This is a genomic window from Zobellella taiwanensis, assembly GCF_003012795.1.
Classification (GTDB): Bacteria; Pseudomonadota; Gammaproteobacteria; order Enterobacterales; family Aeromonadaceae; genus Oceanimonas; species Oceanimonas taiwanensis.
Window position 1 is genome coordinate 13,724 of record NZ_PXYH01000024.1, and the last position, 23,105, is coordinate 36,828.

At 62.5% G+C, this 23,105-nt stretch carries 17 protein-coding genes; 8 read left to right on the plus strand and 9 right to left on the minus strand.

All coding sequences use genetic code 11. The features are described from left to right. Window positions 1-327: 327 nt before the first annotated feature. Window positions 328-1,416 carry a 3-phosphoserine/phosphohydroxythreonine transaminase gene (gene serC, locus C7I36_RS14550; protein WP_106454417.1) on the minus strand — a complete coding sequence of 363 codons (1,089 nt, stop codon included), beginning with the start codon at window positions 1,414-1,416 and terminating at the stop codon, window positions 328-330. Window positions 1,417-1,597: 181 nt separating this feature from the next. After that, window positions 1,598-4,243, minus strand: a complete 2,646-nt coding sequence (gene gyrA, locus C7I36_RS14555) for a DNA topoisomerase (ATP-hydrolyzing) subunit A (RefSeq protein ID WP_106454418.1) — start codon at window positions 4,241-4,243, stop codon at window positions 1,598-1,600. Between the two features lie 152 nt (window positions 4,244-4,395). Here gyrA and ubiG point away from each other — a divergent pair, with 152 nt between their 5' ends. The 5 genes from ubiG to yfaE all read left to right on the plus strand — a co-directional run bounded on the left by ubiG (window position 4,396) and on the right by yfaE (window position 9,911). After that, on the plus strand, window positions 4,396-5,094 hold the full coding sequence (gene ubiG, locus C7I36_RS14560) for a bifunctional 2-polyprenyl-6-hydroxyphenol methylase/3-demethylubiquinol 3-O-methyltransferase UbiG (RefSeq protein ID WP_106454419.1): 699 nt from the start codon (window positions 4,396-4,398) through the stop codon (window positions 5,092-5,094). 3 nt (window positions 5,095-5,097) lie between these two features. After that, the gene (locus C7I36_RS14565; protein ID WP_106454420.1) at window positions 5,098-5,775 is read left to right on the plus strand and encodes an HAD-IA family hydrolase; all 678 of its coding nucleotides are present in this window, start codon (window positions 5,098-5,100) and stop codon (window positions 5,773-5,775) included. Between the two features lie 340 nt (window positions 5,776-6,115). Then, a complete protein-coding gene (nrdA, locus tag C7I36_RS14570; RefSeq protein ID WP_106454421.1) occupies window positions 6,116-8,392 on the plus strand; it encodes a class 1a ribonucleoside-diphosphate reductase subunit alpha in 2,277 nt (758 codons plus the stop codon). A gap of 116 nt (window positions 8,393-8,508) precedes the next feature. Further along, complete coding sequence (gene nrdB, locus C7I36_RS14575) at window positions 8,509-9,642, plus strand: class Ia ribonucleoside-diphosphate reductase subunit beta (protein WP_106454422.1); 1,134 nt, start codon at window positions 8,509-8,511, stop codon at window positions 9,640-9,642. Continuing rightward, window positions 9,639-9,911, plus strand: coding sequence for a class I ribonucleotide reductase maintenance protein YfaE (gene yfaE, locus C7I36_RS14580; RefSeq protein WP_106454423.1), 273 nt, complete (start codon window positions 9,639-9,641; stop codon window positions 9,909-9,911). Before nrdB ends, yfaE begins: the two co-directional genes overlap by 4 nt. On the opposite strand, the gene C7I36_RS14585 is transcribed toward yfaE, so the two are convergent. Further along, a complete protein-coding gene (locus C7I36_RS14585; RefSeq protein ID WP_106454424.1) occupies window positions 9,908-10,168 on the minus strand; it encodes a DUF1496 domain-containing protein in 261 nt (86 codons plus the stop codon). The two genes, yfaE and C7I36_RS14585, sit on opposite strands and share 4 nt — an antisense overlap. A gap of 68 nt (window positions 10,169-10,236) precedes the next feature. Between C7I36_RS14585 and C7I36_RS14590 the strand changes: the two genes are divergently transcribed. Continuing rightward, window positions 10,237-12,582 carry a fatty acid cis/trans isomerase gene (locus C7I36_RS14590; RefSeq protein ID WP_106454425.1) on the plus strand — a complete coding sequence of 782 codons (2,346 nt, stop codon included), beginning with the start codon at window positions 10,237-10,239 and terminating at the stop codon, window positions 12,580-12,582. An 85-nt stretch (window positions 12,583-12,667) separates the two neighbouring features. Here C7I36_RS14590 and guaA read toward each other — a convergent pair whose 3' ends face one another. Continuing rightward, window positions 12,668-14,245 (minus strand): glutamine-hydrolyzing GMP synthase, encoded by a 1,578-nt coding sequence (gene guaA / locus C7I36_RS14595; protein ID WP_106454426.1) that lies wholly within the window; start codon window positions 14,243-14,245, stop codon window positions 12,668-12,670. Between the two features lie 92 nt (window positions 14,246-14,337). Next, window positions 14,338-15,801: an IMP dehydrogenase gene (gene guaB, locus C7I36_RS14600; RefSeq protein WP_106454427.1), complete on the minus strand. Its 1,464-nt coding sequence runs from the start codon at window positions 15,799-15,801 to the stop codon at window positions 14,338-14,340. A 157-nt stretch (window positions 15,802-15,958) separates the two neighbouring features. Here guaB and xseA point away from each other — a divergent pair, with 157 nt between their 5' ends. Continuing rightward, complete coding sequence (gene xseA, locus C7I36_RS14605) at window positions 15,959-17,305, plus strand: exodeoxyribonuclease VII large subunit (RefSeq protein WP_106454428.1); 1,347 nt, start codon at window positions 15,959-15,961, stop codon at window positions 17,303-17,305. 15 nt (window positions 17,306-17,320) lie between these two features. Here xseA and C7I36_RS14610 read toward each other — a convergent pair whose 3' ends face one another. Continuing rightward, window positions 17,321-18,988 (minus strand): methyl-accepting chemotaxis protein, encoded by a 1,668-nt coding sequence (locus C7I36_RS14610; RefSeq protein WP_106454429.1) that lies wholly within the window; start codon window positions 18,986-18,988, stop codon window positions 17,321-17,323. A 197-nt stretch (window positions 18,989-19,185) separates the two neighbouring features. Between C7I36_RS14610 and C7I36_RS14615 the strand changes: the two genes are divergently transcribed. Next, complete coding sequence (locus C7I36_RS14615) at window positions 19,186-19,686, plus strand: aminoacyl-tRNA deacylase (RefSeq protein WP_106454430.1); 501 nt, start codon at window positions 19,186-19,188, stop codon at window positions 19,684-19,686. A gap of 95 nt (window positions 19,687-19,781) precedes the next feature. Here the strand turns inward: C7I36_RS14615 and sucD are convergent, their stop codons facing one another. The 3 genes from sucD to odhB form a co-directional block, all read right to left on the minus strand. Further along, a complete protein-coding gene (sucD, locus tag C7I36_RS14620) occupies window positions 19,782-20,654 on the minus strand; it encodes a succinate--CoA ligase subunit alpha (RefSeq protein WP_106454431.1) in 873 nt (290 codons plus the stop codon). Window positions 20,655-20,658: 4 nt separating this feature from the next. Continuing rightward, window positions 20,659-21,825: an ADP-forming succinate--CoA ligase subunit beta gene (sucC, locus tag C7I36_RS14625; protein ID WP_106454432.1), complete on the minus strand. Its 1,167-nt coding sequence runs from the start codon at window positions 21,823-21,825 to the stop codon at window positions 20,659-20,661. 80 nt (window positions 21,826-21,905) lie between these two features. After that, window positions 21,906-23,105, minus strand: coding sequence for a 2-oxoglutarate dehydrogenase complex dihydrolipoyllysine-residue succinyltransferase (odhB, locus tag C7I36_RS14630; protein WP_106454433.1), 1,200 nt, complete (start codon window positions 23,103-23,105; stop codon window positions 21,906-21,908).

The following is a 23,105-nucleotide window of genomic DNA, read 5'->3' on the forward strand; positions in this document are numbered from 1 at the left end:
ATACTGTTTTGAGTAATGTTTAAAACATGAAGCCAGCCTGAAGCTCGCTTTTGTCGATGACTCCGCAATGCGAAGCAGCAGCGCGGTTACACTCCGCCGACACGCTTCGTGCCGTCGCAGCGCCGCCTGTTTGAGTGCAGGCAGCTCTGTGCTAGCACCAGGAGGCCAAAGGGTGTCTGCTTCGCCGCGCCCTCTGCGCCAAGGATGGCGCAGTGGAGCCTACAGGGAGGTATTCACGGCATGTCGGAGAAGCAGTGCGCTTTGGCCGACGAGCTTGCACGATACCGCTGACGACACGAATGCCTGGCACACAGGCAGGCTTAATGCTTATTTCGCGTGCTGCTTGGCAAACTTGTCCATATAGTCGACCAGCGCCTGCACCCCTTCGATGGGCATGGCGTTGTACAGGCTGGCGCGCATACCGCCCACGATGCGGTGCCCCTTGAGCGCCAGCAGACCCTCGGCCTTGGCCCCCTTCAGGAAGGCGTCGTTCAGGCTGTCGTCCTTCAGCTGGAAGGGGATGTTCATCCAGGAGCGGGCGCTGGGATGCACCTCGTTGCGGTAGAAGTCGCTGGCATCCACATAGTTGTACAGCAGTTCGGCCTTGGCCTTGTTGCGCTCACCCATGGCCTCCAGCCCGCCCTGGGCCTTCAGCCACTTGAACACCAGGCCGGCCAGGTACCAGGCATAGGTGGGCGGGGTGTTGAGCATGGAATCGGCCTTGGCCATGGCAGCGTAGTCCAGTATGGCCGGCACCTGGGGGCAGGCCTGGCTGAGCAGGTCCTCGCGCACGATGACCACCGCCAGCCCGGAAGGGCCGATGTTCTTCTGGGCGCCGGCATAGATGATGCCGAACCTGGTCACGTCGATGGGGCGGGAGAGGATGGTGGAGGACATGTCCGCCACCAGGGGCACATCGCCGGTGTCGGGAATAAAGCCGTACTCGATGCCTTCGATGGTTTCATTCGGGCAGTAGTGCACATAGGCGGCGGTAGAGTCCAGCGCCCAGCCGGTGGCCAGGCCCTGGCGGCCGTCTTCGGCGGTTTGCAGGCCTTCCAGTACCCGCACATCCCCTACCTTCTCGGCTTCGGCCACGGCGGACTTGGACCACTGGCCGGTGACAATATAATCGGCCTTGGCGTTGATGCCCATCAGGTTGAGCGGCACGGCGGCAAACTGGCCCCGGCCGCCGCCCTGCAGGAACAGCACCTTGTAGTTGTCGGGGATCTGCATCAGATCCCGCAAATCCTGCTCCGCCTCGGCCGCCACCGCCATATAGTCGGCCCCGCGATGGCTCAGCTCCATCACCGATACGCCCAGGCCGTGAAAGTCACGGAACTCGGCCTGGGCCTGTTTCATTACCTCTACCGGCAGCATGGCCGGGCCTGCGCTGAAGTTATAAACCATCTTCTCCATTTTCCCTGAGTTACCCTAGTGTGAAGCAAACTACAATAGCGCCCGGCGGGAAGAGGGCCTCCCCGCCATGACGTCTGCCATGAATTACTAGCTTTTACACGGCGGTGTACCGCCGAGTCAAAATGATTTTCGGGTCAGGTTTTTACCCGAACAAAAGGGGCCCGGGGGCCCCTTTTCACGCCTACTCTTCGGCGATACCGTCCTGGTCTTCGACCAGTTCGTCGCCCTCGGTTTCCTCGATACGCTGCAGGCCCACCACCTGTTCGTCCTCGCCGGTGCGGATCAGGCGAACGCCGGCGGTGTTGCGGCTGATCAGGCTGACTTCGGACACCCGGGTGCGCACCAGGGTGCCGCCGTTGGTGATCAGCATGATTTCATTGCCTTCATCCACCTGGATGGCGCCCACCACCTCGCCGTTGCGCTCGCTCACCTTGATGGACATCACGCCCTGGGTAGCCCGGCTCTTGGTCGGATACTCCTCAAGCGCGGTACGCTTGCCATAGCCATTGGCGGTGGCGGTCAGGATGGCGCCATCGCCACGGGGCACGATAAGGGACACCACCTGGTCACCGTCGGCAAGCTTGATGCCGCGTACCCCGGAAGCGGTGCGGCCCATGGGGCGTACCCCCTTGGAGCCACCGGCGGCCTCGTCGGCCGGCTCCTCGCCCTCGTCAGCGCCTTCTGCCTCGGCACGAGCGCCCCCCTCGGCGAAACGCACCACCTTGCCGGCGGCGGAGAACAGCATGATCTCGTTGCTGCCGTCGGTAATATCGACGCCGATCAGTTCATCCCCTTCCTTCAGGTTGATGGCGCGAATACCAGAGGCCAGCGGCCGGCTGAAGGCAGACAGGCTGGTCTTCTTGACGGTGCCGTCGGCGGTGGCAAAGAACACGTACTTGTCGTCGGCGTATTCCTTGACCGGCAGTATGGCGGTGATGCGCTCACCCTGATCCAGCGGCAGCAGGTTGACGATGGGCCGGCCGCGGGCGGCGCGGCTGGCTTCGGGCAACTGGTACACCTTGAGCCAGTACACCTTGCCGGCGGTAGAGAAGCACAGAATGGTGTCGTGGGTGTTGGCCACCAGCAACCGCTCGACGAAATCCTCTTCCTTGATGCTGGTCGCCGACTTGCCGCGCCCGCCCCGGCGCTGGGCCTCGTAATCGGTCAGCGGCTGGTACTTCACATAGCCCTGGTGGGACAGGGTCACCACCACGTCTTCCTGGGTGATCAGGTCTTCGATATTGATCTCGGCGCTGGAGGTGGTGATCTCGGTGCGGCGGACATCGCCGAACTGTTCCTTGAGCGCTTCCAGCTCCTCGCGGATCACCTCCATCAGGCGGACGGAACTGTTGAGAATATGCAGCAGCTCGGCGATCTGCTCCAGCAGCGCCTTGTATTCTTCCAGGATCTTCTCGTGCTCAAGACCGGTCAGGCGGTGCAGGCGCAGATCCAGGATGGCCTGAGCCTGCTGTTCGGTCAGGTAATAGTGGCCGTCGCGGATGCCATATTCCGGCTCCAGCCATTCCGGGCGGGCGGCGTCATCACCGGCCCGCTCCAGCATGCCGGCCACGTTGCCGAGCGCCCAGCCCTGGGCCAGCAGCCCGGCCTTGGCCTCCGCAGGGCTCGGTGAGCGGCGGATAAGCTCGATCACCGGATCGATATTGGCCAGGGCGATGGCCAGGCCTTCCAGGATGTGGGCCCGATCCCGCGCCTTGCGCAGCTCGAAAATGGTACGGCGGGTGACCACTTCGCGCCGGTGCTGGATAAAGCATTCCAGCATGTCCTTCAGGTTGAAGGTGCGCGGCTGGTTGTTGTCCAGCGCCACCATGTTGATGCCGAACACGGTTTGCATCTGGGTCTGGGCGTAGAGGTTGTTGAGGATCACCTCCCCCACCTCGCCACGGCGGATTTCGATCACGATGCGCATGCCGTCCTTGTCGGACTCGTCACGCAGGGCGGAAATGCCTTCAATCCGTTTTTCCTTGACCAGCTCGGCAATCTTTTCAATCAACCGCGCCTTGTTCACCTGGTAGGGCAGCTCGGAGACGATGATGGTCTCGCGACCGGTTTTCTCGTCGGTCTCGATCTCGGCCAGGGCGCGCACATAGATCTTGCCGCGACCGGTGCGGTAGGCGTCGATGATGCCGGACTTGCCGTTGATGATGCCGCCGGTGGGAAAATCCGGACCGGGAATCAGCTCAATCAGCTGATCGATGCTGATGTGCTCGTCGTCGATCAGCGCCAGGCAGCCGTCCACCACCTCGTTGAGGTTGTGGGGCGGAATATTGGTGGCCATGCCCACGGCGATGCCGGAAGAGCCGTTGACCAGCAGGTTGGGCACCTTGGTCGGCATCACCGCCGGAATCATTTCGGTGCCGTCGTAGTTGGGCACCCAGTCGACGGTATCCTTGTCCAGATCCGCCAGCAGCTCGTGGGCAATCTTGTCCATGCGCACTTCGGTGTAACGCATGGCGGCGGCGGAGTCGCCGTCCACCGAGCCGAAGTTGCCCTGGCCGTCGACCAGGGTGTAGCGCATGGAAAAGTCCTGCGCCATCCGCACTATGGTGTCATACACTGCGCTGTCGCCGTGGGGGTGGTATTTACCTATTACGTCACCCACCACACGGGCTGATTTCTTGTAGGGCTTGTTCCAGTCGTTGCCGAGCTCGTTCATGGCGAACAGCACACGGCGATGCACCGGTTTCAAACCATCTCGCACATCGGGAAGGGCCCGTCCCACGATCACGCTCATGGCGTAATCCAGGTAGGAGCGCTTGAGCTCTTCCTCGATGTTTATCGGCATGATTTCTCGGGCCAGATCGGTCATAGCAAGCCTTGTCCCCAGTTTTATTGATTATATGGCTTTGAAAAACGCGCCATTCTACCACAGTTCCGGCACGACGGGAGCGGCTAAGCTGGCGGCGACAGGCACCTTGGTTATAATGGCTGCCTCAGTTTGGCCAGCTTAAGGCATTGACCATGAACGTAGATCAACAGGAAATCGACAAATTCGAGGCCATGGCCTCCCGCTGGTGGGATCCGGAGGGCGACTTCAAGCCCCTGCACCGACTCAACCCCCTGCGCCTGGACTGGATAGCCGGCAAGGCCGGCGGCCTGTTCGGCAAGCAGGTAATCGACATTGGCTGTGGCGGCGGCATCCTGAGCGAGAGCATGGCCCGGGAAGGCGCCGAGGTCACCGGGGTGGACATGGGCCGCGAGCCGCTGGCGGTGGCCCGCCTGCATGCCCTGGAAGCCGGGCTGAGCGTCAATTACCGTCAGGGCACCGCCGAGCAACTGGCCGCCGAACATACCGCCGCCTTCGACCTGGTGACCTGCATGGAAATGCTGGAGCACGTGCCCGAGCCCGCTTCCGTGGTGCAGGCCTGTGCCGAGCTGGCCAAACCCGGCGCCAACCTGGTGTTTTCCACCATCAATCGTAATCCCAAGGCCTGGCTGCTGATGATAGGTGTGGCCGAGCACCTGCTGAAAATGGTGCCCAAGGGCACCCACGATCACCGCAAGTTCATCACTCCCGCCGAGCTGTGCTCCTACATAGAGCGGGCCGGCCTGGTAGTGAAGGACATCGCCGGCGTGACCTACCGGCCCCTCTCCGGTGATTTCAAGCTGGGCCGGGACGCGGACGTCAACTATATGGTCCACGCCATCAAGCCGGAGTAAGCCATGCAGCTCAAGGCGGTGTTGTTCGATCTCGACGGTACCCTGCTGGATACGGCGGGCGACATGGGGGCGGCCGCCAACCATGTGATCACCGGCCTGGGCCTTGCCGCCCTGCCCGACAAGGTGCTGGCCTGTACCACCTCGGATGGCGCCTACGCCCTGCTTCGCGCCGGCATCCCACCGGCACTGCTCGAGCAACACGGGCTGGAGCGGTTGCGCGGACGGATGCTGGAATTTTACGGCGAAAACCTTTGCCGCCACACCCGCCCCTACGACGGCGTGGCGGAGCTGCTCGGCTGGCTGGACCAGGGCCGCATTCCCTGGGGCATCGTCACCAACAAGCCGGCGGCCCTGACCGAGCCGCTGCTGGCCGGACTGCCGCTGTTCGCCAGCTGTGGCGTCACCGTCAGCGCCGACACCCTGCCCCAGAAAAAACCCCATCCAGCCCCCCTGCTGCACGCCGCCGAACGGCTGGCGGTGGCGGCGACCCAGTGTATCTATGTGGGCGACCACCGGCGCGACATTGAAGCGGGACGGGCCGCCGGCATGGTGACCATCGCCGCCGGCTGGGGCTATATCTCGGCCGGCGAACACCCGGGCGACTGGCAGGCAGACGCTGTGCTGGACTCGGTGCCGGCCCTGTGGCACTGGTTGCGGGATGCATTCAGCCCCGGTTGCTGAAAGATCGCACGGGATCGCCAAACCGCTTTTTTTGCAAGCCAAATTTTTTTAAAAAGTTTCCCCGGCGACCATAAAAGCGGCAGGCCTGGGCCAGCGCCAGACTCCCGCAGGAGCAGAAGTTAGTGAGTACAAACCCAAGCCCCCAGATCACAGATTATCCACAAGGTTACTGACCGAAGGTCAGCTTGAGAAACCGGGGCCAACCCACTATATTGTGCCCATCCTCAATATCACAACTAGATGTTGTGCTTCCTCCGGCTGCTGACCACACTATATAGGGTGGCCGGCCGCACGGGTTTTGCCGGAGCAGACACAACACCACTGGGAGAAGGTCCGTCTTATGAACAAACATCTGCTGGTTACCAAACGCTCCGGCGCCAAGGAGCCCATCGATCTGGACAAGATCCACAGGGTCATCACCTGGGCCGCCGAAGGCCTGGACAATGTCTCCGTCTCCCAGGTGGAGCTGCGCTCCCATATCCAGTTCTACGACGGCATCCGCACCGAAGACATTCACGAGACCATCATCAAGGCCGCCGCCGATCTGATCTCCGAACAGACTCCGGACTACCAGTATCTGGCCGCCCGCCTGGCCATGTTCCACCTGCGCAAGAAGGCCTACGGCGAATTCGAACCGCCCCACTTTTATGATCACGTAGTACGCCTAACCGAGATGGGCAAGTACGACCAGCATATCCTGGCCGACTACAGCCGTGAAGAATTCGAGACCCTGAACGACCGCCTGCACCATGAGCGCGACATGGATTTCTCCTACGCCGCGGTCAAACAGCTCGAAGGCAAGTACCTGGTGCAGAACCGGGTGACCGGCGCCATCTACGAAAGCCCCCAGTTCCTGTACATGCTGGTGGCCGCCTGCCTGTTCTCCAAGTATCCGAAGGAAACCCGGCTGGACTATGTGACCCGCTTCTATGACGCTGTGTCCCAGTTCAAGATCTCCCTGCCCACGCCCATCATGTCCGGCGTGCGCACTCCCACCCGCCAGTTCAGCTCCTGTGTGCTGATCGAGTGCGGCGACAGCCTGGATTCCATCAACGCCACCTCCGGCGCCATTGTGCGTTATGTGTCCCAGCGCGCCGGCATCGGCATCAACGCCGGCCGCATTCGCGCCCTCGGCAGCCCCATCCGTGGCGGTGAGGCCTTTCACACCGGCTGTATTCCCTTCTACAAGCACTTTCAGACCGCGGTTAAATGCTGCTCCCAGGGCGGCGTGCGCGGCGGTGCCGCCACCCTGTTCTACCCCATGTGGCACCTGGAAGTGGAATCTTTGCTGGTGCTCAAGAACAACCGGGGCGTGGAAGAAAACCGCGTGCGGCACATGGACTACGGCGTGCAGATCAACCGGCTGATGTACCAGCGCCTGATCAAGGGCGGCGACATCACCCTGTTCAGCCCGTCCGACGTGCCCGGCCTGTACGATGCCTTCTTTGAGGATCAGGCGAAATTCGAGGAGCTGTACGTCAAGTACGAGGCCGACGACAGCATCCGCAAGCGCACCGTCAAGGCACTGGAGCTGTTCTCGCTGATGATGCAGGAGCGCGCCGGTACCGGTCGCATCTATGTGCAGAACGTGGATCACTGCAACACCCACAGCCCCTTCGACCCATCGGTAGCCCCGGTGCGCCAGAGCAACCTGTGCCTGGAGATCGCCCTGCCCACCAAACCGCTGATGGATATCAACGACGAGAACGGCGAAATTGCCCTGTGCACCCTGTCGGCCTTCAACCTGGGCGCCATCGACAAGCTGGACGATCTGGAAGGCCTGGCGGATCTGGCGGTACGCGCCCTCGACGCCCTGCTCGACTACCAGGACTACCCGCTGCTGGCTGCCCACAAGGGCTCCATGAACCGCCGTACCCTGGGCATTGGTGTCATCAACTACGCCTACTACCTGGCCAAGCACGGCGTCAAGTACTCCGACGGCAGCGCCATCGGCCTGACCCACAAGACCTTCGAGGCCATCCAGTACTATCTGCTAAAGGCCTCGGTGCAACTGGCGAAGGAATTCGGTGCCTGTCCGGCGTTCAACGAAACCACCTACGCCCAAGGCATTCTGCCCATCGACACCTATAAAAAGGATCTCGATGCCATCTGCCAGGAGCCGCTGCACCTGGACTGGGAAAGCCTGCGCGAGGAGATCAAGACCACGGGCCTGCGCAACAGCACCCTGACCGCGCTAATGCCCTCCGAGACCTCGAGCCAGATCTCCAACGCCACCAACGGCATAGAGCCGCCCCGTGGCCTGGTGTCGGTCAAGGCCTCCAAGGACGGCATCCTCAAGCAGGTGGTGCCCGAGTACGAGCGCCTCAAGGGCCAGTACGAGCTGCTGTGGCAGATGCCCTCCAACGACGGCTACCTGCAACTGGTGGGGGTGATGCAGAAGTTCGTGGATCAGGCCATCTCCGCCAACACCAACTATGACCCCGCCCGCTTCGAGGGCGGCCGGGTACCGATGAAGCAGCTGCTGAAAGACCTGCTCACCGCCTACAAGTTCGGGCTCAAGACCCTGTATTATCACAACACCCGTGACGGTGCGGCAGACGCCCAGAACGACCTGCAGGAAGATGACGGCTGCGCCGGCGGCGCCTGCAAGATTTAAGGCGCCACTCTGAAATAATCCGCGGCGGGTTTTTCCCGCCGCCGTGCGCAGCGTTGCTTAACCCCGTCCAAGGCGGTAAAGCGGCACTGCGCTCATTGTTTTGCGGAACGAGAAAAATGTCTTACACCACTTTCAGTCAAGTTCAGAACGATCACATGAAAGAGCCCATGTTCCTCGGCAATCCGGTGAACGTGGCCCGTTACGACCAGCAGAAATACGAGATTTTTGAAAAGCTGATCGAAAAACAGCTGTCCTTTTTCTGGCGCCCGGAAGAAGTGGACGTGTCCCAGGACCGTATCGACTACCAAGCCCTGCCAGATCACGAAAAGCACATTTTCATCAGCAACCTCAAGTACCAGACCCTGCTCGACTCCATTCAGGGCCGTAGCCCCAACGTGGCACTGCTGCCGCTGGTGTCCATCCCCGAGCTGGAAACCTGGATTGAAACCTGGGCCTTTTCCGAGACCATTCACTCGCGCTCCTACACCCACATCATCCGTAATATCGTCAACGATCCTTCCAAGGTGTTCGACGACATAGTAGCGAACGAACATATCCAGAAGCGCGCCAGGGACATCGCCGGTTATTACGATGAGCTTATCGAGTACACCAGCTTTTACCATCTCTACGGCGAGGGCGAGCACGAGATCAAGGGCCGCAAGGTCACCGTCAACCGCTACGAGCTGAAGAAAAAGCTCTACCTGTGCCTGATGTGTGTCAACGCCCTGGAGGCCATCCGCTTCTACGTGAGCTTCGCCTGCTCCTTCGCCTTTGCCGAGCGCGAGCTGATGGAAGGCAACGCCAAGATCATCAAGCTCATCGCCCGGGACGAGGCCCTGCATCTGACCGGCACCCAGCACATGCTCAATATCCTGCGCGCCGGCGAGGACGACCCGGAGATGGCCCAGGTGGCTCGCGAGTGCGAGCAGCAGTGCTTCGAGCTGTTCAAGGCCGCCGCCATCCAGGAGAAGGAATGGGCCGAATACCTGTTCAAGGACGGCTCCATGATCGGCCTGAACAAGGACATCCTGTGCCAGTACGTGGAATACATCACCAACCTGCGCATGCAGGCAGTGGGGCTGGCGCCCGCCTTTGAGGGTGCCAAGCAAAACCCCATTCCCTGGATCAACGCCTGGCTGTCGTCCGACAACGTCCAGGTCGCACCCCAGGAGGTGGAAGTCAGCTCCTACCTGGTCGGCCAGATTGACTCCCAGATGAGCCACGATGATCTGGGTGACTTCGAGCTGTGAGCCGCGTCCGCACCCGGGATCTCAGCTTCGAGCTGCGGGCGGGGGAAACCCTGCTCGAGGGCCTGGAGCGTACCGGCCACGCGGTGGAATACCAGTGCCGCAGCGGCTACTGCGGCGCCTGCCGTACTCCCCTGCTGGCCGGCCGGGTGACCTACCATGAGCCCCCCCTTGCCTATGTGGCCGAGGGGGAAATACTGCCCTGCTGCTGCCGGCCGGCCGAGCCGGTCAGCCTGGATATCCCGCTGCTGGAAATGAAACAACAGGCCTAAGGCTTGCTGCCCTCCTTCAGCGGAAAGGGATGCCAGCTCAACCGGCCGTTCTGCTCGAAGGATTTTTCCCGCTCGCACACCAGCAGCCTGTCACCGACCGAAATCACGGCTCCCTTCGAATAACGCTTGTCCTCGTAAAAGCACACCGGCTCCAGCCCGGAGGAAATATTCAGTTCTACCGGCGGCCGGGTGCTCAACGTATTGCCCTGCGCCAGGCCAACGGCCAGCAGCAGTCCCCACAACAGGTTTCTCATCATGATTTTCCCTTTACCCGAATGACAACCCATGGTAACACCCTGTCATGTCCTCCTGTTAAGGCCCACCAATGAAAAAAGCATGCTGGCTGCTGTTCATCCTGGTGGCGGCCGCCACCGCCCTGCCCTTTGTCGGTGCTTCCAAAACCGCCTCCTCACCCGGCCTGACCCTGCCGCCCCCGAGCGGTCGCGACGTGGACTACCTCACTCACATCAGGCCCATCTTCGAGCAAAAGTGCATTGCCTGCCATGCCTGCTACGACGCGCCCTGCCAGCTCAAACTGACCAGCCATGAAGGCGTGCAAAGAGGAGCCAGCAAGCAGCTGGTGTACGACGGCACCCGCACTCAGGATGCGCCGCCCAACCGCCTGCATGTGGATGCCGAAGGTGAGCCGGCCTGGCGGCAGCGCGGCTTTTTCAGCGTGCTGGACAGCCAGGATGGCAACGCCGCCCTGATGGCCCGGATGCTGGCCCTGGGCCGGCAGGCCCCCTGGGCGGCCAACGAACGGTTGCCGGACAGCCTGGATATCTCCATCAAGCGCAGCAACCAGTGCGTAAACGCCGACGAGTTCGACGCCTTCGCCGCCAAGCACCCCCAGGCCGGCATGCCCTTTGCCGTGACCGGGCTGAGCGACGAAGAATATCAGTTGCTGGTGGACTGGCTGGCCCAGGGAGCCAGGGTGCCCGAGCAAACCCGCCCCCTGTCTGCCGCCCAGGAGCACCAGCGCGACCAGTGGGAGTATTGGCTCAACCGGGGTGAACGGCGCCACCGGCTAGTGGCCCGCTACCTGTACGAGCACTGGTTCCTGGCCCACCTGCACTTCGAGGGCGACCCGGATCAAATGCTGTTCGAGCTGGTGCGCTCCCGTACCCCGCCCGGGGAGCCCATCGTGATCATCCCGACCGAGCGCCCCACCGACGGTGTGGCGGGTGACTTCTATTACCGGCTGCGCCCCCGGCTGGAAAGCCGGGTGCACAAGACCCATATCATCTATCCCCTGAGCGAGGCCAAGATGGCCCGGCTGGAGCAACTGTTTTTCACTCCGGACTGGGCGGTCGCCACCTTGCCCGGCTACAGCCCTGAAGCCGCTGCCAATCCCTTCACCACCTACGCTGCCATCCCCGCCCGGGCCCGCTACCAGTACCTGCTGGACAACGCCGAATACTTCGTGCGCACCTTTATCCGCGGCCCGGTGTGCCGGGGGCCTATCGCCACCGACGTGATCCGCGATCAGTTCTGGGTCAGTTTCCAGCATCCGGATCACGACCTCTTTGTCACCGATGCCCGCCATCGAGGACAAGTGCGCGACTGGCTGGCCCTGCCCGGGCTGAGGTCGGACCTGCTGAGCCTGGGCCCGGACTGGATAGCCCACCGGGACGCCCGCAACCGCTACCTGGCCGCCCGCCAGCAGGACTATGCCCGCACCTATCCCCAGGGACCGTCTCTTGATCACCTGTGGAACGGGGACGGCCACAACCGGGACGCCCTGCTCACCATTTTCCGCCACCACGACAGCGCCAGCGTGGTGCGCGGCTGGCAGGGAGACGTGCCCACCACTCTGTGGGTCATGGATTATCCTCTGCTGGAGCGCACCTACTACGCCCTGGTGGCCAACTTCAACGTCTACGGCAGCGTGGCCCACCAGGCCCAGACCCGGCTCTACTTCGATCTGATCCGCAACGGCTCGGAAACAAACCTGCTGCGCTTTTTACCTTCGTCCCAGCGAAACGAACTGCTGCACAAATGGTATGACAACAGCGCCCGCATCAAGCTGTTCACCACCTATGCGGACGTGGACGAAAGCACCCCCAGCCGTATCGAAGTCGACGCTAAAGCCCCCCTGGCCGACTTTAGCCGCCAGGTGCTCACCACCCTGGCCCCGGTCGCCGGCCCGCCGGAGCGGCTCAACCGCTGCCGCCGGCAAGCCTGCGCCAGCTCCGACAACACCTCCGAGCACGAAACCGAAGCCCTGCTGCGCCGCCTGACCGGCATCACCGCCGCCACCCTGCCCGCCATCCAGTGGCTGCCGGAAGTCAGTCTGCTGCGCGTCGAGGCCGGCGACCGGCGCCTGGTGTACAGCCTGCTGCACAACCGGGATCACTCCAATGTCGCCTTTATGCTGGGGGAGGACTTACGCCTGCGGCCCCGCAACGACACCCTGACGGTATTGCCCGGCGTGGTGGGCAGCTATCCCAACTTTATCTTCAACGTCAAACTGGAACAGCTGGACGACTTTGTGGCAGCGCTGACCGCCATGGCCCGGGCCGAAGACATCCACACCCTGGCGCGCCACTTCGGCATCCGCCGCACCCATCCCAGGTTCTGGTTCTATTTCCACGACATGCACCGCTACCAGCAGGAAACCACACCTCTGGAAGCCGGCCTGCTGGATATGAATCGTTATCTGAATCTTTGATGGTGCAGGCAGGGAATGTTGATGATTGGCTGGACAAAAGGAAGGGGCGCCGTGGCGCCCCTTGTTCAGTCTGACAAGCTTGGGTTTATTCCCACTCAATGGTCGCGGGCGGCTTGCCGGAAATGTCGTAGACTACCCGGCTGATGCCGTCGATCTCATTGATGATGCGGTTGGACACATGCCCCAGGAAGTCGTAGGGCAGGTGCGCCCAGTGGGCGGTCATGAAGTCGATGGTTTCCACCGCGCGCAGGGAGACAACCCAGTCGTATTTGCGGCCATCGCCCATCACGCCCACGGAGCGGACCGGCAGGAACACGGTGAACGCCTGGCTCACCTTGTTGTACAGGTCATGCTTGCGCAGCTCTTCGATAAAGATGGCATCGGCCCGGCGCAGCAGGTCGCAGTATTCCTTCTTCACTTCACCCAGCACCCGCACGCCCAGGCCCGGGCCCGGGAAGGGGTGACGGTAGAGCATGTCGTAGGGCAGGCCCAGCTCCAGGCCAACACGGCGGACTTCGTCCTTGAACAGTTCACGCAACGGCTCCACCAGCCCCATCTTCATGTCGTCGGGCAGACCGCCCACGTTGTGGTGGGACTTGATCACATGGGCCTTGCCGGTGGCAGAAGCAGCGGACTCAATCACATCCGGATAGATGGTACCCTGAGCCAGCCACTTGGCGTTTTTGAGTTTCTTAGCTTCTTCGTCGAACACTTCCACAAACACCCGGCCAATGGCCTTGCGCTTGGCTTCCGGCTCGTCGATGCCTTTCAGGGCGGAGAGGAAGCGCTCCTCGGCGTCGGCCTTGATGATGTTCAGACCAAAGTGGTCGCCGAACATTTCCATTACCTGCTCGCCTTCGTTCAGGCGCAGCAGGCCGTTGTCCACGAACACACAGGTGAGCTTGTCGCCAATGGCGCGGTGCACCAGCATGGCCACCACGGAGGAGTCCACCCCACCGGACAGACCCAGAATCACTTCGTCCTCGCCTACCTGCTCGCGAATGCGGGCAATGGCGTCTTCAATGATGGAGGCCGGGGTCCACAGGGCCTCACACTGGCAGATATCACGCACGAAGTGCTCCAGCATGCGCGCGCCCTGGCGGGTGTGGGTCACTTCCGGGTGGAACTGCACGCCGTAGAAACGGCGGCTTTCGTCGGCCATGGCGGCAAAAGCGCAGCTGCCGGTCTGGGCTACCTTGGTGAAGCCTTCGGGCAGGGCCACTACCTTGTCGCCATGGCTCATCCACACGTCGAGCAGGGCATTGCCGTTGTCGTCGATGGCGTCTTCAATGTTGGCAAACAAGGCGCAATCGGCCACCCGCTGTACCTTGGCATAGCCGAATTCCCGCTCACTGGAGCCGGCCACGGCACCACCCAACTGCTCGGCCATGGTCTGCATACCATAGCAAATGCCGAACACCGGCACCCCGGCGTTAAACACATATTCCGGCGCCCGCGGGCTGCCGGCCTCGGTAACGGACTCGGGCCCCCCGGACAAGATGATACCGTTCGGATTGAAGTCGCGGATCTGCTCCTCGGTCACGTCCCAGGCCCACAGCTCGCAATACACGCCCAGCTCGCGCACCCGGCGCGCGATGAGCTGGGTGTATTGGGAGCCGAAGTCCAGGATCAGGATCCGGTTATCATGGATATTTTTGGTCATTGTCTTCCTACTCGTTACAAAGGCCGGCTGCGGGGGGAACAGACGGCAATATAAAACGGGGGACCATGCCCCCCGTTGTTCAATGTGCGGGCTTACCCCATGCGATAGTTGGGCGCTTCCTTGGTAATGGTCACGTCATGCACATGGGACTCCTGGATGCCGGCGCCGGAGATTTTAACAAATTCCGCCTTGGTGCGCAGGTCGTCAATGGTGGCGCTGCCGGTCAGCCCCATGGCACTGCGCAGGCCGCCCATCTGCTGGTGGATGATTTCCTTGAGTTTGCCCTTGTAGGGCACCCGGCCTTCAATGCCTTCAGGCACCAGCTTGTCGGCGGCGTTGTCGGTCTGGAAGTAGCGGTCGCTGGAGCCCTTGGTCATGGCGCCGAGCGAGCCCATGCCCCGGTAAGACTTGAAGGAGCGGCCCTGGAACAGCTCGATTTCTCCCGGCGATTCCTCGGTACCGGCAAACATGGAGCCCATCATCACGCAGTGGGCGCCGGCGGCCAGTGCCTTGGCAATATCGCCGGAGAAGCGGATACCGCCGTCGGCGATCACGGGGATATCGAGATCCTTCAGCGCCTCAACGGCATTGCCAACAGCGGTGATCTGGGGAACCCCACAGCCGGTCACGATGCGGGTGGTGCAGATGGAGCCGGGGCCAATGCCCACCTTCACCGCGCTCACACCGGCCTCGGCCAGGGCACGGGCGCCGGCGGCGGTGGCCACGTTGCCGCCGATGATGGGCAGGTTCGGATAGGCCTGGCGGGTTTCGCGGATGCGCTGCAGCACCCCTTCCGAATGGCCGTGGGAGGAATCGATCAGCAATACGTCAAGGCCGGCGGCCACCAGGGCGGCAATGCGCTCTTCGTTGCCCGGCGCGGCCCCCACGGCAGCTCCCACTCGCAGCCGGCCCTGGTCGTCCTTGCAGGCGTTGGGCTTGCTTTCGGCTTTCTGGAAGTCCTTGGAGGTGATCATGCCGGTCAGGCGGCCATTGGCCCCCACCACCAGCACCTTTTCGATGCGATGCTGCTGCATCAGGGCCTCGACCGCTTCGCGGGAGGCGCCTGCCTGCACGGTGACCAGGCGCGACTTGTCGGTCATCACCTCATGCACCTTTTTGCTCAGATCCTGCACGAAACGTACGTCCCGGCCGGTAATGATGCCCACCAGTTCCCCCTCGGCGGTAATTACCGGATAACCGGCGAATCCGTTCTGGCGCGTCAGCTCGTGAATATCGGCGATGGTCATCTGGGGATCCACGGTCACCGGATCGGACACCACGCCGCTCTCAAACTTCTTGACCTTGCGCACCTGGGCCGCCTGGGCCTCGATGGACATGTTCTTGTGGATGAAGCCAATGCCCCCTTCCTGGGCCAGGGCGATGGCCAGATCGGCCTCGGTCACCGTGTCCATGGCGGCGGAAACGATAGGAATGTTAAGATTGATTTCCCGGGTCAGGCGGGTACGAAGATCCGCCGTATTGGGCAGCACGGTGGAATGGGCAGGGACCAGCAGTACATCATCAAAGGTCAGGGCGTCTTGGGCAATCCTAAGCATCGCAATATTCACCATAGGTTGGGGGAAAAATATTGCCGACAAATTGTAGGCATCTGTCCTCCTTCGGTAAAGCGATTTTTGTGATTTTGGCAAATTAAGCGCAAAATAGTCGTCAAAGCCGTTTATTTTTAAATAAAAATACCCTCCAGAGGTCATTTTGCAGCAAGAAAAGTTAAGCGATGTTTACACCGTCACCAGGCTCAACCGCCACGCCCGGCTGTTGCTGGAAGGTGAAATGGGCGCGATCTGGCTGACCGGGGAAATCTCCAACCTGGCTATGCCGGCCTCGGGCCACTGGTATTTTTCGCTCAAGGACAGCCAGTCCCAGCTGCGCTGCGCCATGTTCAGGGGCAACAACCGCAGTGTCGGCTTCAGGCCTAAAAACGGCGATCAGGTGCTGATCTTCGGCAACGTCACCCTGTATGAGCCCAGGGGCGATTACCAGCTGGTGGCGCAAACCCTGGCCCCCGCCGGCGAAGGCCTGCTCAAGCAGCAGTTCGAGGCCCTCAAGCAGCGGCTCGGCGCCGAAGGCCTGTTCGACGCGGCACACAAACGTCCCCTGCCCGCCCATCCGCGCCGGATCGGCATCATCAGCTCGCCTTCCGGCGCGGCGGTGCACGACATTCTGACCGTGCTGGCCCGGCGCGCGCCCTGGCTGGAGGTGATCCTCTACCCCAGCCAGGTCCAGGGCGATACCGCCGTCCCCCAGTTGCTGGCCGCCCTCGACACCGCCAACCGGCGGGCCGAGGCCGACCTGCTGGTCCTGGCCCGGGGCGGCGGCTCGCTGGAAGACTTGTGGTGCTTCAACGATGAACGGCTGGTGCGGGCCATCGCCGCCTCAGGGCTGCCGGTGGTCAGCGCCGTCGGTCATGAGGTGGACCTGACCCTGAGCGACCTGGTGGCCGACCTGCGCGCGCCCACGCCCTCCGCTGCCGCCGAGCTGGTCAGCCGGGACGGCCAGGCGCACCTTGTGCAATGGCGGCAGTGGGGCCAACGGCTGGCTGCCGCCCAGGAGCGCCATCTGCAGGAACGGCGCCGGCGGCTGCAACAGCTGGAACAGCGCCTCGCCCGACAGCATCCCGAGCGCCGGCTGCAGCAACAGGCCCAAGGCCTGGACCAGCTGCAGCTGCGCCTCTCGCGGGCCAGCCGCCGCCGGCTGGAGCAGGCCGGCCAACAACTGGCGGCGTTGCGCCTGAGGCTGCAATACCAGCACCCTGACCGCCGCCTGCAAGACGGGCGGGCACGGTTGTGCGAGCAGCAGCGCCAGCTCATTCGCCTGCTGCAGCACCATCTTGAGCAGCACCGGCACCGGCTGGCGCTGGCCGCCTCCCGTCTTGATGCCATGAGCCCACTGGCTACCCTGGCGCGAGGGTACAGCATCAGCCTCTGCAACGACCAGGTGGTTACCGACGCCGGCCAACTGGCGCCCGGGGACAAGCTGCGCACCCGCCTGGCCCGGGGCGAAATATTAAGCCGGGTACTGGAAATCAACGGGGGCGCCTAAGCGTCCCCTTTCGTCTCAGATGGCCACCGCCGGCACTCCTGCCGGCAAGGCCTCGTCATCGCCCTCGTCCCGTCCCTGCAGCCGGTAGTGGGCGATCATCTGCTCCAGTACCTTGCATTCAGCCACCAGTTGCAGGCTGGCGGTGGCGGCGGAGTGGGACTGGGTAAGGGTTTCACCGGAGGCATCCCGCACCCGGGTGATGTTGCGGCTCACCTCGGAGCAGACCGCGCTCTGCTCATCCGCCGAGGCGGCCACCTGGGCATTGAGTTCGTTGATGCGCGCCACCTGCTCGATGATCGACTGCAGCGAGCCCATCGCCGCCTGGGTACGCTCCACGCTGTCCACCGCCTGCCCCTCCGCCTTCTCGATGGCGGACACCGCATCCTTGGCCTCGTTCTGCAGCAGTCGGATCATGCCGGTGATCTCCTCCGCCGACTGTTGGGTACGTAGCGACAGGGTGCGTACCTCGTCCGCCACCACCGCAAAGCCCCGCCCCGACTCACCGGCCCGGGCCGCTTCAATGGCGGCATTGAGCGCCAGCAGGTTGGTCTGCTCGGCAATGCCCTTGATCATGTCCAGCACCTTATCGACCTGGTCACAACGCCCGTCCAGTTCACGGATCACCTTGTCGATGCGGCCGATTTCCCCGCTCAGTGCCTGAATGCCGGACACCGCCACCTGGGCCTGATCGCTGGCGGTAAGGGCAAAGGCATGGCTTTGTTCCGAGGTTTCGGCGGTCAGGCGGGCATTTTCCCGCACTTCCCGTGCGGAGGCCTCCATCTCGTTGACGGCGGTGGCGATGAGCGCGGTTTCCCCGTCCTGGGCCTTGACCGAGCTGTCGGTCTGCTGGGCCCCCTGCTGGATCTGATCCGCCGCCTGGTAGATGCGCCCGGTGACCTGGCGCACCTCCTGCAGGCTTTTCTGAAAACTGCCCAGCAGGCCATTGATGGCCACAACCAGGCCGCCCAGCTCGTCCTTGCCCAGGGGCACCAGCCGGGAGGTCAGGTCCCGCTCGTTGGCCAGCTGCTGCAACCGCTGGCTGATGTGCAGTATGGGCCGCTTGAGGTAATGGTTTTGCACCAGCCATAGCAGCACGAAGGCAGCACCGAATACCGCCAGCAGCACGCCGCCCAGGCGCAGGTTGTTGTCGTGGATCCGGCCGAAGGTGTCACTCAGGTCATAGCTGATACGCACCGCTCCCATGACGGTGCCCTCGGCAACCTGATGGCACTGCAGGCAGGCGGTACCGCGATATTCCTGATAGGCCTTGTAGGGCTTGACCAGGGTCAGGTTGGGGATGTTGTCGTCCAGGTGCAGCTCGAGCACGGTTTCGCCCTGCTCTATGGCGCGCCGATCCAGCTCGTCCTCGATGCCCTGATCCGGTGCGCCCGGGCCGAACAGCTCGGTTACCGCCGGCGCCCGTATCACCCTCGCCTGCTGGATACCCACTTCTTCCTGCACCTTGGTCTGCACCAGCTGGCGCTGGTGGATGGCGCCGTTGACCATCAGCACGTTGAGCTGATCCATATAGAGGTTGGCGGTGGTTTCGATTTTTTCCTCGGCCAGGCGGAGTGCCAGGGAGCGCTGCAGCTGGGTCGATACCACATAGCAGAGCACAAACACCAGCACAAAAATAACCAGCAGCGGCAGAAATATCTTCCAGTTGAGAGAGAGGTTGCGCATTCCTTTGGGATCTCGTATGACTCCGTAAAAAGCCATTCTAAGGGAATTGTCTGACGAGAGAATGACAATCGGCGCTGTCCTTGATCTGGATCAATGGTTACAAACGAAGCCCTCTTCAACCAGCCGGCCGGGTCACGGCTATACTGGTTATGCAGCAACAGGAGGCAAGGCACCTGTCCGGCCTCCGGGAGGTAACCATGGGTATGTCACACAGACTGAAAGCACACCTCGAACGGCACCAGGTACCGTTCGATCTGGTGCATCACCCCTACGCCGAGGGCGCCGCCCAAAGCGCCATTGCCGGCCATGTGCCGCTGGCGCAAATGGCCAAGGCGGTGATGCTGGAAGACGAGGACGGTCATTCCCTGATGGCGGTGATCCCCGCCGCCGACAAGCTGGACCTGCAGCGGCTCGGCTATCTGGTCCAGGGAGAAGTCCAATTGGCAAGGGAACAGGCTCTGCAACGCTGGTTCGATGACTGCGATCCCGGCGCCATCCCCGCCCTGGGGGATGCCTACCAGCTCGACACCCTGGTCGACGACGCCCTGCTCGCCATGGCGGATGTCTACCTGGAAAGCGGCGATCACCGGGATCTGCTCCATATCAGCGGCGACGACTTCCGTCGTCTGGCCAGCCACTGGCAACACGGCCAGTTCAGCATCAAGCCGGATCCCTGGAGCAGGACGGAGCGCATGTGACTGAAGCCGAAAGCTGGAAGAAAAAAGGAGCCGTTACAGGCTCCTTTTTTATGCGGTTGGCTTTCAGCTTCTAGCTTCAAGCTTCCGGCTTTATCTTACCAGCCGGTCACTTCGCGCAGTGCCTTGCCGATGTCGGCCAGGGAGCGCACTGTCTTGACACCGGCATCCTGCAGGGCGGCGAACTTCTCGTCCGCAGTGCCCTTGCCACCGGAGATGATGGCGCCGGCGTGGCCCATGCGCTTGCCGGGAGGCGCGGTCACACCGGCGATGTAGGACACCACCGGCTTGGTCACGTTGGCCTTGATGAAGGCGGCGGCTTCTTCCTCGGCGGTACCGCCGATTTCACCGATCATCACGATGGCCTCGGTCTCCGGATCGTCCTGGAACAGCTTCAGGATGTCGATGAAGTTGGAGCCCGGGATGGGGTCGCCGCCGATGCCCACGCAGCTGGACTGGCCGAAGCCTTCGTCGGTGGTCTGCTTGACCGCTTCGTAGGTCAGGGTGCCGGAGCGGGACACGATGCCCACCTTGCCTTTCTTGTGGATATGGCCGGGCATGATGCCGATCTTGCACTCGTCCGGAGTGATCACACCCGGGCAGTTGGGGCCGATCATGCGCACGCCGGCTTCGTCCAGCTTCACTTTCACGTCCAGCATGTCCAGGGTCGGAATGCCTTCGGTGATGGTGACGATAAGCTGGATGCCCGCGTCGATGGCTTCCAGGATGGCGTCCTTGCAGAAGGCCGCCGGCACATAGATCACGGTAGCGGTGGCGCCGGTGGCTTCGACCGCTTCACGCACGGTGTTGAACACCGGCAGGCCCAGGTGGGTGGTGCCGCCCTTGCCCGGGGACACGCCGCCGACCATCTGGGTGCCGTAGGCGATGGCCTGTTCGGAGTGGAAGGTCCCCTGGCCACCGGTAAAGCCCTGACAGATAACCTTGGTGTCTTTATTGATCAGAATGCTCATTCTCTTATTTCCCCTGTGCGGCGTTGACGACCTGAACGGCAGCGTCGGTCAGGCTGGTGGCGGCAATGATGTTCAGGCCGGACTCGGCCAGCTTCTGGGCACCGGCTTCGGCATTGTTGCCTTCCAGGCGCACCACCACGGGCACCTTGACGCCCACTTCCTTCACCGCACCAATGATGCCTTCGGCGATCATGTCGCAGCGGACGATGCCGCCGAAGATGTTCACCAGCACCGCTTGTACATTGCTGTCGGAGAGAATGATCTTGAACGCTTCGGTCACCCGTTCCTTGGTGGCGCCACCGCCCACGTCGAGGAAGTTGGCCGGCTTGCCGCCGTGCAGGTTGACGATGTCCATGGTGCCCATGGCCAGGCCGGCACCGTTGACCATGCAGCCGATGTTGCCGTCCAGGGCCACGTAGTTCAGCTCCCACTTGGCGGCGTGGGCCTCACGGGCGTCGTCCTGGCTGGGATCGTGCATGTCGCGCAGCTTGGGCTGGCGGAACAGGGCGTTGGAGTCGATGTTGATCTTGCCGTCCAGGCAGTGCAGGTTGCCGGCGGTGGTGATCACCAGGGGGTTGATTTCGAGCAGGGCGAAATCGTAGTCCAGGAACATCTGGCCCAGGCCCAGGAAGATCTTGGTGAACTGCTTGATCTGGTCGCCTTTCAGGCCCAGTTTGAACGCCAGCTCACGGCCCTGGTAGGGCTGCGGGCCCACCAGCGGATCAATGGCGGCCTTGTGGATCAGTTCGGGGGTTTCTTCGGCGACTTTCTCGATTTCCACACCGCCCTCGGTGGAGGCCATGAACACCACGCGACGAGTGCCACGATCAACCACGGCGCCCAGGTAGAGTTCCTTGTCGATGTCGGTGCAGGACTCAACCAGGATCTTGGCGACCGGCTGGCCCTTGGCGTCGGTCTGGTAGGTCACCAGGTTCTTGCCCAGCCAGTTCTCGGCGAACTCGCGGATTTCTTCCTTGGTCTTGGCCAGCTTGACGCCGCCCGCCTTGCCACGGCCACCGGCGTGGACCTGGCACTTGACTACCCACATGTCGCCGCCAATCTTGCTGGCCGCTTCTACCGCTTCTTGCGGGTTGTCACATGCGTAGCCTTCGGATACGGGCAGGCCGTATTCGGCAAACAGCTGTTTTGCCTGATATTCATGCAAATTCATGTTGCGTTTTCCGTTGTTGTGTTTGGGTTCAGGGCGTAAAAACGGGTCGGGCCGCAACCCGACCTCTTGTTATTATCGATTTACACGTCCAGCAGCAGACGGGTCGGATCTTCCAGCAGTTCCTTGATGGACACCAGGTAACCCACGGACTCGCGACCGTCGATCAGGCGGTGGTCGTAGGACAGCGCCAGGTACATCATCGGCTGGATTTCCACCTTGCCGTTCACCGCCATGGGTCTGTCCTGGATCTTGTGCATACCCAGGATGGCGCTCTGCGGCGGATTGATGATAGGGGTGGACATCAGGGAGCCGAACACGCCGCCGTTGGTGATGGTGAAGTTGCCGCCGGTCATGTCGTCCACGGTCAGCTTGCCGTCACGGCCCTTGATGGCCAGTTCCTTGATGCTCTTTTCGATGTCGGCCAGGCTCAGGCGATCACAGTCGCGCAGTACCGGGGTCACCAGGCCACGGGGGGTGGACACGGCGATGCTGACGTCGAAATAGTTGTGGTAGACGATATCGTCACCGTCGATGGAAGCGTTCACCTCGGGATAGCGCTTGAGCGACTCCACCACCGCCTTCACATAGAAGGACATAAAGCCCAGACGGATGCCGTGGCGCTTCTCGAACACCTCCTGATACTGCTTGCGCAGGCTCATGATGGGGCCCATGTTGACCTCGTTGAAGGTGGTCAGCATGGCGGTGGTGTTTTTGGCCTCCAGCAGACGCTCGGCCACGCGCTTGCGCAGACGGGTCATGGGCACGCGCTTTTCGGTACGCTCGCCCAGCGGCACCACAGGCGCCTTGGCTTCGGCGGCCGGTGCGGCAGCCTTGTTGCCGCCCTTGATAAAGGCTTCCACGTCTTCCTTGGTGATACGGCCACCCTTGCCGGAGCCGGACAGCTTGCTCACGTCGATGCCGTGTTCGGCCACCAGGCGGCGTACCGCCGGGCTCAGGGCGTCGTCGCCCTCGGCCTTGGCATCGTCCTTGGCTTCGCCGTTGGCGGCAGCCGGCTTGTCCTTGGTTTCTTCACCGGCCACGGCACCCGGCTTGAGCTTGCCAATCACCTGCTGACCCAGCACGGTGGCGCCGGCGTCTTCGAGGATGGCTTCCAGTACGCCCGCTTCGGGGGCCGGTACTTCCAGCACCACCTTGTCGGTTTCGATGTCGACGATCACTTCGTCGCGCTCAACCCGGTCGCCGGGTTGCTTGTGCCAGGTGGCGATAGTGGCGTCGGCAACGGATTCTGGTAGGTCGGGAACCTTGATTTCGATGGTCAT